Source organism: Nocardia tenerifensis NBRC 101015, from assembly GCF_000308715.1.
In the GTDB taxonomy this organism is placed as follows: Bacteria; Actinomycetota; Actinomycetes; order Mycobacteriales; family Mycobacteriaceae; genus Nocardia; species Nocardia tenerifensis.
Genome location: NZ_BAGH01000423.1, coordinates 1 through 10,640 on the forward strand (window position 1 = coordinate 1; position 10,640 = coordinate 10,640).

General features: G+C 69.4%; 9 protein-coding genes and 1 pseudogene. 6 read left to right on the forward strand and 4 right to left on the reverse strand.

Annotated features, from left to right (window positions below; all coding sequences use genetic code 11):
- A pseudogene (locus tag ON39_RS33570) lies at window positions 1–619 on the forward strand (MFS transporter); the annotation flags it as partial.
- Between the two features lie 22 nt (window positions 620–641).
- Here ON39_RS33570 and ON39_RS46290 read toward each other — a convergent pair.
- Window positions 642–1,187 (reverse strand): hypothetical protein, encoded by a 546-nt coding sequence (locus ON39_RS46290; protein ID WP_051187447.1) that lies wholly within the window; start codon window positions 1,185–1,187, stop codon window positions 642–644.
- Between the two features lie 102 nt (window positions 1,188–1,289).
- Here ON39_RS46290 and ON39_RS33580 point away from each other — a divergent pair, with 102 nt between their 5' ends.
- Entirely contained in the window at window positions 1,290–2,828 is a 1,539-nt protein-coding gene (locus tag ON39_RS33580) for a glycoside hydrolase family 183 protein (protein WP_040740237.1), read from the forward strand.
- On the opposite strand, the gene ON39_RS33585 is transcribed toward ON39_RS33580, so the two are convergent.
- Window positions 2,797–3,528, reverse strand: a complete 732-nt coding sequence (locus ON39_RS33585; protein ID WP_040740230.1) for a 5-oxoprolinase subunit B family protein — start codon at window positions 3,526–3,528, stop codon at window positions 2,797–2,799. The two genes, ON39_RS33580 and ON39_RS33585, sit on opposite strands and share 32 nt — an antisense overlap.
- A 37-nt stretch (window positions 3,529–3,565) precedes the next feature.
- On the reverse strand, window positions 3,566–4,321 hold the full coding sequence (locus ON39_RS33590) for a LamB/YcsF family protein (RefSeq protein WP_085998307.1): 756 nt from the start codon (window positions 4,319–4,321) through the stop codon (window positions 3,566–3,568).
- A gap of 167 nt (window positions 4,322–4,488) precedes the next feature.
- Here ON39_RS33590 and ON39_RS33595 point away from each other — a divergent pair, with 167 nt between their 5' ends.
- A complete protein-coding gene (locus ON39_RS33595) occupies window positions 4,489–5,304 on the forward strand; it encodes a hypothetical protein (RefSeq protein WP_051187448.1) in 816 nt (271 codons plus the stop codon).
- Here ON39_RS33595 and ON39_RS33600 read toward each other — a convergent pair.
- The gene (locus ON39_RS33600) at window positions 5,301–6,761 is read right to left on the reverse strand and encodes a CCA tRNA nucleotidyltransferase (protein WP_040740232.1); all 1,461 of its coding nucleotides are present in this window, start codon (window positions 6,759–6,761) and stop codon (window positions 5,301–5,303) included. The two genes, ON39_RS33595 and ON39_RS33600, sit on opposite strands and share 4 nt — an antisense overlap.
- 98 nt (window positions 6,762–6,859) lie before the next feature.
- Between ON39_RS33600 and ON39_RS33605 the strand changes: the two genes are divergently transcribed.
- The 3 genes from ON39_RS33605 to ON39_RS50200 form a co-directional block, all read left to right on the forward strand.
- The gene (locus ON39_RS33605; RefSeq protein WP_040740234.1) at window positions 6,860–7,396 is read left to right on the forward strand and encodes an NUDIX hydrolase; all 537 of its coding nucleotides are present in this window, start codon (window positions 6,860–6,862) and stop codon (window positions 7,394–7,396) included.
- 203 nt (window positions 7,397–7,599) lie between these two features.
- Window positions 7,600–10,200 carry a DUF6049 family protein gene (locus tag ON39_RS33610; protein ID WP_085998308.1) on the forward strand — a complete coding sequence of 867 codons (2,601 nt, stop codon included), beginning with the start codon at window positions 7,600–7,602 and terminating at the stop codon, window positions 10,198–10,200.
- A gap of 252 nt (window positions 10,201–10,452) precedes the next feature.
- The coding region (locus ON39_RS50200) for a hypothetical protein (RefSeq protein ID WP_218006189.1) at window positions 10,453–10,640 on the forward strand (188 nt) is incomplete at its 3' end.

Below are 10,640 nucleotides of genomic sequence, written 5' to 3' on the forward strand. Positions count from 1 at the left end.
CGGTGTGGGAGTCGGTGCAGGTGACCACCGCGATGCTCGGCATCGGGACGCATCGGATCGTGTTCGGCCTCAACACCATGATCATGGTGCTCGTGCTGCGTCAGGCGCCGGCCGCGGGCTCCGCGTTGAACAGCGGGCTGCTCGGTTTCGGCGTGGCGATCGCCGCGACCCCGGGGGCATGCTGGTGGCGGCTGTCGTTGCGCCGCTGCTGATTCCGCGGCTCGGGCGGTCGAAGACGGTGGTGGCGGGTTTGCTGACCGCGACGGTCGTGCAGTTGACGCTGGTCACGCCGATCGCGCTGGCGGAGGCCGGGACGGCGGCGCAGCGGGCGCATCAGCTGCTGCTGGTCGGGGCGTTCCTGCTCGGGCTGGCCGGGCAGACGATCAAATTGACCGGCGACGCGACGATGCAGATCGATATCGATGACGCGCGGCGCGGGCAGGTGTTCGCGTTGCAGGACACGGTGTTCAATATCGCGTTCATCCTGGCGATCGCGGGCGCGGCCCTGGTTATCCCCGACGACGGTCGGTCGCTGCCGGTGATTTCGGTGGGGGCCGGAATCTATTGCGCGGGTATAGCGGCCATCGCACTGAATACACGGCGGCGGAGGGCCGGATAGCCGAGAAATAGTCGGACGGTATTCAGGCGATCATCGGATCGTCGTCGACGTGGCCGCCTGCGCGGCTCAACCACTGGAAAAGGTGCCCGGGTAGGTCGTCCGGGGGTCGGTGCGACGGCGGCGCGTCGGTGATCGAGGACGGATGGGCGGTCGGCGGCGACTGATCGGCGTCGGAATCCGGCAAGCAGTCCGCCGCCGGGTGCTGCTGGGCCGCGCGATGCTCGGCGTACGGCTCGGCGTCGACGTGATCGGTGCGCACGATCCAGCCGAGCGGCTCGCTGACGGCGTCGGACGCGGCGCCGGTGACGTGGTGGTCCCAGGTGCCCGAGCCGGTCGGGTCGGTATAGAAGTGGTCGAGCACGCCGTCGTCGTCCAGGTCCAGCGCCGCCACGTCAGCGATGCCGGAACCGGTGGTGTCCCACATGGCGTCGTCGGCCAGACCGTCGCCGTCGAAGTCGAGCCGCACCGCGTCGGCCGCGCCGGGCCCGGCCAATTCCAGGTCGGCCTCGCTGGTCCAGACGTGGACCCGGCCGTCGCCCGTACCGAATACATATTCGATCTCGTTCATATGAGTTTGGACGCGCGCGACCGACATTCGGTTCCGCAATTCGCGCACACCGTTCCGTTAAGTTTTATTCACCGCGGCCCGATTCGACAGGAGTCAGCCACCATGCGTGATCCGCGACTACCAGCGTTGTCCGGTGCGCTGATCGCCGGATTGCTCACCGTGCCCGTCCCAGCGGCCCACGCGGCCCCGTTTCCCTGGGCGCCCGCGCCGGTGAACAGCTGCGGCGAGGTCGGCTTCGATCCACTGAACCGCGAGCGCGACCCCACCGAGCCGCCACTACCGGAGCTACCGGAACGCATCGACATCCCCGTGCCGATTCCGCAATTGACCCCGGTGCCGGTACCGGATCCGCCGCCGGACAACACCAGGATCGATCCCGCGCCGTTGCCCGCGGACCCGTGCCGTACGCCGTGCCCCGACGTCCGCGATAATCCGAAAACTCCTGAGCCGAGCCCTCTTCCGGAGGACGCGCCGCCCAGTTCCGGCAGCGGCGTACCGTTCAGGATTCCGCGGGTCGAGCTGAAACCCGAGATCGAACCCATCCCGATTCCCGTGCCCGGCGGTCCGGGCGTCGAACCGCAGCCCGCACCGCCGCCGGTGATCCACCCCGCCGAGCCGGGCCCGCTCGCCGCGCCGGTGCACGAGCCGCGCGTCACGTCGGTGGAGCTGGTCGGTCAGGTCACCGGGCACGGCTCAGAGAATCGGACGGACCTACGCTGGCAGGTCGACGGCACCGACCTCGGCCTCATGTGGGAGACCAGACCGGGCGAGGTCGCCGTCGTCTTCGGCGATACGTTCGGCAAAGGCTGGCAGTCCGGCGGTGCGGGGCTCGACGACGAGGACTGGCGCAGCAATGTGCTGGCCTACAGCACCGATCGCGACCTGACCGACGGCCTCACCCTCGACACCATGGTGCAGGACAGCAGGTGTCACGCCGCCGAGATCCTCGGCAGTCGCAAGATCAGGAACTGGGAGACCACCACCATTCCGACCTCCGGGTTCGCCCTCGGTGACCGTCAGTACCTGAGCTACATGTCGGTGCGGCGCTGGAGCCGCATCCCCGGCCTGTGGACCAGCAACTACGGCGGAATCGCGTACTCCGACGACCGCGGCCGCACCTGGACCAAGGACCAGTATGCCAAGTGGGACAACATCTTCGGCACGGGCCGATTCCAGGTGGCCGCGATGGTGCCGCAGGGCGACTACGTCTATATGTTCGGCACGCCCAACGGACGCCTGGGCATGATCGGGCTGGCTCGCGTACCGAAGGCCGAGGTGCTCAACACCTCGGCCTACCAGTACTGGGTGAACGGCACCTGGGCGCCGGCCGCCGAGAACGCGGCCACGCCGGTGGTGCCGGGCATGGCAGGCGAGGTGTCCGTGCGCTACGACGAGGCCGGCGCGCGGTGGCAGATGGTGTACCTGGACGCGACGCGCGGCACGATCGTGACGCGCAATGCCGCTGCCCCGCAGGGCAACTGGACGGAGGCCGCCCAGCTGGTCTCCACCGTGGACTACCCGACGGCCTACGGCGGCTTCATCCATCCGTGGTCGACCGGCCAGGATCTGTACTTCACGGTCTCGACGTGGCGCAACTACAACGTGTATCTCATGCACGCCCGGCTGGATTCGGCGAACTGAGCCGGTCGGCCTCGACGAATCGGACGTAACGGCCGGCGCGGATCAAGGACGGCGGGTCGCGGTGCACGTCCCACATCCGCAGGTCCGTGGTGCCGATCAGGTGCCAGCCGCCCGGAGTGCTGCGCGGATAGACGGCGGTGTATCCACCGGCCAGCGCGACCGCGCCCGCGGGGATGGATGTCCTCGCCTCCGGTCGTCGGGGCACGGTCAGGCGGGCGTCGGGCGACTCCAGATAGCCGAAGCCGGGGGCGAATCCGACGAACGCGCAGTGCCAGACCGTCCCGGTGTGTTCGGCGATCACCTCCGCCTCGGTCAGCCCCAGTAGCCGCGCGACCTCGGCCAGGTCGGCGCCGTCGTAGCGGACCGGAATCTCCAGCGGGTCGTCCCGAGAATCGTTGCCGGACAATGTTCCACGGGAAACATCGCCCGAACCCTGCACCGCCGCAGGCGTTCGCAGCTCGCGCAGCAGGGTCGTCAGCGCTTGCCGGACGGAATCCGCGTGCTCCGGCGAGAGCAGCGTCACGAGAACGGTTTCCGCCGCGGGCAGGATGTCCGCCACACCCTCCGGCATACGAACACGCAGGGCGGCAACCAATTTCGCCACCTCATCGTGCCGGGCCGGCAGGACCAGCAACGCGCAGTCGCCCGCCGCCCGGATCACGCGATCCGGATCGACCTCCTTCGGCGCCGGATCCGTCACCGCGCCGCGCCATCGATCGAACGGCCGCCGATCATGCTCAGCAGAATGCCTCGACCGGCACCCCGGCCTCGTCCAAGGACGTCCGAATGCGCCGGGCCATCTCGACCGCGGCAGGGGTGTCGCCGTGCACGCAGAGGCTGGCCGCGCGCACCGCCACGTCCCCGGAGTCGTCGACCGTGCGGGCCGTGCCCGACACGGCGATCGAAACCGCCTGGGCGACCGCGGAATCCGTGTCCAGCACCGCACCCGGCAGGCCGCGCTTCGCGAGCGTGCCCTGCGGCGTGTACGCGCGATCGGCGAAGCCCTCGCCGACGAAGCGCACCTTCGCGGCCTCGGCGGCCTGCTCCAGTTCGCTTCCGGCGGGGCCGAGCAGCGCGAGTTCCGGATCGTGATCGACCATCGCGGCCACCACCGCGGCCGCGAGAGCGGAGTCGCGCGAGGCCGAATGGTAGAGCGCGCCATGCGGTTTCACATACCGCACCCGATCACCCGCCGCCTTGGCGAACGCGTCGAGGCTGCCGATCTGATACAGCACCTCGTCGCACAGCTCGGCGGGGTCCATGGTGATCTCGCGGCGGCCGAACCCGGCCAGGTCGCGGTAGCCGACGTGCGCACCGATGCTGACCCCCTTCGCCACGGCAAGCTCACAGGTCCGGCGCATGATCGAGGGATCGCCCGCGTGGAATCCGCAGGCGATGTTGGCGCTGGTGACGATCTCGAGCATCGCCGCGTCGTCGCCCATCTTCCACGGACCGAAGCCCTCGCCGAGATCACTGTTCAGATCCAGCGGCATATGCACCCTTTCCGTGGCGGTGTGTCGTAGACAGCACCCCGATTGTCGTCGCGACGGTGTTCCGCGGGCAAGAACGCCCGCCCCACCGACCGTACTCACCCGCCGAAGCGACCTGAATCACAGGACAATGGTCCAGTTCGGCGGCGGCAAGTACGCTCGGATCAATCATGGCCACGTATTTCGATCCGAAGTCCTGGTCGCCGATGCGGGCCGTCGATCTCGGCAAGCGCCTGTTCGAGCACTCCTGGCTGGAGCAATGGATCGCCGTCACCACGTCGTGGGTGGACGCGGGCGCCGACCTGGGCGCGGGCACCGTCACGGCGCTGCTGCCCGACGCCCTGATGACCGTGCTCAGCGAGGGCATCCTGAGCCGATTCGGCGGGCAGGAGGTCAGCGCCACCCTGCTCGGGCACGAGTTGCACGCCACCCTGCAGGTCTTGAAGGTCCGGCGGCGTGGAGCGCACTTCCAGACCAAGACGGTGCTGTCCCGGCTGCGCTGGGACGACCATCCGATCGAGGCCGTGACCGTCATCGCGCACGGCGTCCGGCTGATCCCCGGCGTGCCGACCAAGGTGCGCGCCGCGCGGCTCGACCTCGACGGCACCGTGACCACCGCGGCGCTGGTCGGCTGGCTCAACAGCCAGCCGCTGGACTGGAAGCTCAGCGTCGACGCGAGCGGACTGATCCGCGCCGAGCACCGGCGGCGCAGGCTGACCGCGCTGGTGGACGCCGCCGTGACGGACAACCGGGTCACCGTCGACCTGCGCCGGGCCAACTGGCTCGGCCTGCGCATACCGCGACGGATGATCGACGCGCCCGCACTCCTGCTCGAGCAGCTGCCGAATCGCGCGCGTATCGCGCACGCCGCCCGCGAGGGCGACCTGGTCCGCTTCCGGATCGAGCTGCCGGAGATCAGCGGCTCGTTCGACCTGGGGCAGATCCGCTCCGCCATCGTCGCCGGAACGACGCTGATCGTCTTCTAGCCCTGAGCTTTCCACCATTCCTGGAGGGCCGCCTCTGCCTCGTCACGGGTCATCGGGCCGCGATCGAGCCGCAGTTCCTTGAGGTAGCGCCACGCCTTGCCGACCTCGGGACCCGGTGGCAGGCCCAGCAACTCCATGATCGCGTTGCCGTCCAGGTCGGGGCGGACCTTGGCGAGATCCTCCTGCTCCTGGAGTTTCGCGATGCGCGCCTCCAGCTCGTCGTAGGTGCCGCGCAACGCGGCGGCCCTGCGCTTGTTGCGGGTCGTGCAGTCGGCCCGGACCAGCTTGTGCAGGCGGGGGAGAAGTTCGTCGGCGTCGGTGACGTAGCGGCGCACCGCGGAGTCGGTCCACTGCCCTTTGCCGTAGCCGTGGAAACGCAAGTGCAGGAACACCAGCCGGGCCACGTCCTCGGTGAACTGCTTCGGGTACTTCAGCGCCCGCATCCGCCTGCGCACCATCTTCGCGCCGACCACCTCGTGGTGGTGGAAGCTGACGCCGCCGCCGGGCTCGTTGCGTTTGGTGTCCGGCTTGCCGATGTCGTGCAGCAGCGCGGCCCAGCGCAGCACCAGGTCCGGATCGCCCTCTTCCAGGTCGATGGCCTGCTGGAGGACGGTGAGCGAGTGCCAGTACACGTCCTTGTGCTGGTGGTGTTCGTCGATCTCCAGCTTCATCGCGGGGACCTCGGGCAGCACCCGCTGAGCCAGCCCGGTCTCGCACATGATGTTGATGCCGTCGATCGGATGCGCGCCGCCGATCAGCTTGTCCAGCTCCACCCGGACCCGCTCGGCGGTGATCCGATCGATCTGATCGGCCATGGCGGCGATCGCCGCGCGCACCCGGGGATGCAGCTCGAAACCGAGCTGCGACACGAACCGGGCGGCACGCAGCATGCGCAGCGGGTCGTCGTTGAACGAATCCTCCGGCGCGGCAGGTGTATCGAGCAGGCCGGCCAGCAGTGCGTCCATCCCGCCGAGCGGGTCGACGAACTCCAGCGAACCGTCCTCGCCGATCCGGACCGCCATGGCGTTGACGGTGAAGTCGCGGCGCACCAGGTCTTCGTCGAGGGTGTCGCCGAAGGTGACCTCGGGATTGCGCGAGACCCGGTCGTAGTTGTCGCTGCGGAACGTGGTGATCTCCAGCTGCTGACCGTCTTTAGACCCGCTGACCGTGCCGAACGCCAAACCGCCGGTGTCCCAGAGATGGTCGGCCCAGCCGCGCAGGATCTCCTGCACCTGCTCCGGGCGCGCGTCGGTGGTGAAGTCCAGGTCGGTGCCGAGCCGGCCGAGCACCGCGTCCCGCACGCTGCCGCCGACCAGGTACAGCTCGAACCCCCGCGCCGCGAACATCTCGCCGAGCGGGACGAGCACATCGGACAGCCTGCCCAACGTCACCGCCGCCGCGGCCAGCAATCGGGTACGTCTATCCAGCTGTGCGTCCTCGGACTCGGTCGAAACCACGAATCAGCAGCTTACCGAGCCCCGGCAACCGAGATTCCGCCGCAGTGTCGGATCGCAGCGTGTGCGTCAGCGCAAATCCAACACAGTAGGATTGCTTGGTGTCTCCGGCCGATCGCGCGAACAGTCGACGCCGCCAGCCTCGGCGCCGCGGTTCGGCCGCCAATGCGGCGAAACCGCGCATGCGCACGGTGCGGGAAACCTCGGCGGGCGGACTCGTCGTCGACGGGTTGGACGGACCAAGGGACAAACGCAGCGCGGCCCTGATCGGGCGGACGGATCGGCGCGGGCGACTGCTGTGGTCGCTGCCGAAGGGCCATATAGAAGAGGGCGAGACCTCCGAGCAGACCGCGATTCGCGAGGTGGCCGAGGAGACCGGCATCAACGGTGTGGTGGTCGCCGAACTCGGCAGCATCGATTACTGGTTCGTCACCGATGGCCGGCGGGTACACAAGACCGTGCATCATTATCTACTGCGCTCCACCGGCGGCGAACTGTCCGACGCCGACGTGGAGGTCACCCAGGTGGCGTGGGTCCCGTTGAGCGAGTTGCACTCTCGACTGGCCTACGCTGACGAGCGCCGCTTGGCCGAGGTGGCGAACAAGCTGATCGACCGGATGGAGACCGGCAAGCGATGACGCGTGCACCGCGCCCTGAGCGACGGGCCCGGAGGCGGCAGCGAAGCGTGACCACGCAGGGCACCGCGAAGGGCGCGAATCCAGCACCGCGCCCTGAGCGACGGGCCCGGAGGCGGCAGCGAAGCGTGACCACGCAGGGCACCGCGAAGGGCGCGAATTCAGCACAGCGCCCTGAGCGACGGGCCCGGAGGCGGCAGCGAAGCGTGTCCACGCAGGGCACCGACGCTGCACTGTTGCGGATCTTCTTGGCGGCCCTCGTCATCCTCGGTTCGACGACGTTGCCGATGCTGGTCACCCCCTCGGCGCAAGCCCAGCCCACCGGCACCGCGACCTCGACCGAGCGCAAATTCCTGAAGCTGTCACTGGATTCGGTCACCCCCACCGCGATCACCACGACAAGCGATCCGACGCTGACGATCTCGGGCTCGATCATGAACATCGGCGATCGCGAGGTGAAGGACGTCACCGTCCGCGCCCAGCGCGGCGCGGCGATCGCCACCCCGCGCGATCTGCGCGCGACGCTGCAGCTCGATCAGGTGAACTACGACGTCAACGGCGATTTCGAAGACGTTGTGCCGCAACTCGACAAGGGCGAACGCACGAAGTTCACCGTCACCATCCCGCTCCGTCCGGGCGGCGGCACCGACAAACAGACCCTGAACATCACCGAGCCGGGCGTCTACCCGCTGCTGTTGAACGTGAACGGCAAGCCGGACTACGGCAACCAGGCCCGGCTCGACGACGCCAGGTTCCTGCTCCCCGTGCTCGGCGTGCCCCCGCCCGCCAAGACCCTCGACGCACCCGAAGCGAACCAGGCCGTGACCGCGCCGACCGACGCGCCGGTGGCGACCACGCTGCTGTGGCCGCTGGCCGACCGCCCGCGGCTGGTCGCCGGCGTCCCCGGCTCGGCGGAGGGAAAGGTCGAACTCACCGACGACGAGTTGGCCGCCTCGCTTGCCAAGGGCGGCCGCCTGGACCAACTGCTCGGCGCGTTGGAGACGGTGTTCGACGCGACCCCGACCCGTGACCGCGCGCTGGCCTCGTCGGTGTGTCTCGCGGTCGACCCGGACCTGCTGATCACCGTGCAGGCGATGACCAGGGGCTACCGGGTGCTGGCCAGTCCGTCCGATCCGGACGGCGCGACGCGCCCGGGCACCGGTGCCGCGCAGGCGCAGACCTGGCTGGACCGGTTGCGCGCGCTCGCCGGGACGATGTGCACCGTCGCCCTGCCGTTCGCGCAGGTCGACCTCGACGCGCTGGCGGCGGTGAACGACCCGGACCTCTCGGCCAGGGCGATGAACGCGCCCGCCGAACTCGTCGACTCGATCCTGGCCACCAAATCCGTGCGCGGCGTGAGCCTGCCGGACTCCGGCAGCATCGACAAGGGCGCGGGAATGCTGTTGCGCGGCCACGGTTTCACGACGGCCGTGCTCGCCGACTCCGCCGTCACGCCGGAGGGCACCGCGGACCCGTCCGACACCGCGACGCCGACCACCGGCCGCGGCGACAGCAAGCAACAGCCGACCGCGACCCAGCACGCGGCGAGTGCGGAGTCCGCCGACCCCGACGTGATTCGCCTGCCCGCCATCACCGCGGCCCCGCCGTCACCGCCGGCCACAGCCGCGAATCCGGCCGCGCCGAACGGGAATCCGACGGCCACCCCCGCCGTCGATCCGGCGCTGCGCGTCGCGACGTTCGACATCTGGTCCGCCACGGCGCTCGCCGCGCTCGGTTCGAACCCGCCGACCCCGTCGTTCACCCCCGCCAAGGTGCGCTACGAGGTCAGCAACGATTCCCGCGTCGCCCGGCTGCAGGACGCGCTCGGTGCGGTCTCCTGGGCCGCGCTGAATCCCCAACCGAATCAACCGCGTTCGCTCCTGCTCGTGCCGCCGCAGCAGTGGAGCGCGAGCAAGGATGAGGGTACGGCCCTGCTGCGCCAGGTGGAACTGCTGATGCGCGGCAACCTCGCGACGCCGCGTCCGTTCCAGGATCTGGTCGCGCAGCCGCCCGACCCGCGACCGTATGAACTCGACTACCTGTCGCAGGCCGCCGCGGACGCCGTGCCGGACCGCTTCATCGCGCCGGCGCGCGACCAAGGCCACCGCATCAGCGAGCTGATGCGCGCGCTGGTCGAGGTGCCCGAGGCCGATCCGACGCCGCGCCAGTTCCTCGACCCGTTGCGCGACGATCTGATCCGGGCGCTGAGCCTGTCCGATCGGCGGACCGGCGACGCCACCCAGGCCGACACCTTCGCCCAGCGCCGCGTCGATCAGACCACCCGGGCGATGGACAATATGTACCGCTCGGTGACCGTGCTGCCGCCGGGCGGCGTGTACACCCTCGCGTCCGAACAGAGCCCGTTGTTGCTGGTCGCGCGCAACGACCTGCCGGTGTCGATCCGCATCAAGTTCCGCATCCAAGCGCCGCATGAGGCGAAGATCACCGACCTCCAGGAGCAGCAGCTCCCCGCGAAGGGGACACGCTCGTTCCAAATCCCGACCGAGGTGAGCGACAGCCGTAACCTGGTTATTCCGATCTCCCTTACCACACCGGACGGAATTCCGCTGGGGAATGCCACCTCCGTCTCGGTGCGCTCGAACGCCTATGGTCAGGCGCTGGCAATAATTACCGCATGCGCCGGAGTACTGCTGTTCCTGCTGGCCGGTCGTCGCTTGTGGCGCCGGTTCCGCGGGCAGCCGGATCCGGCCGACGAAGGTTTCGATCCGGGCACCAGGCGCCGGGTGAATCGGTACCTGCGTGCCAAGAAGCGAGTGATACAGCAGGAGCATCAGGAGGCACAGTGAGGGACGGTGAGCTAGCGCCCTCCGTTGTGTTCCGATCATCGATCTCCGCGGCCCGGCGACCGGCCGGGTGTACCGGATTTGGACGTCCGACAAACCACAGTGGCAGAGTGGAGGACAATCGCGGAAGGCTCGCACCGGCGCAGGGGCGGTGTGAGTAATGGGCAGTACCAGGAGGAACGGTGAGCGATTCAGCGTTGACGCCGCTCGCCGAGCCGACCGGGATGCACCGTCTCGCCGGGCGCAGGAGGCATGATGAGCGACGATGACTCATCGGCGCATCGGCCTCGATCCGATCGGCGCGACGGGCCACCGGCCCGTCGGGCGCCCGTCGCGCCGTGGGAACGGCTACCCGCGCAGGCGGAGGCCGAGGACCCGGACATGAACGCCGGCCCCTACGAAGCGCCCCCGCCGCGGGTACCGCAGGTGAGCAGACCCTCGGT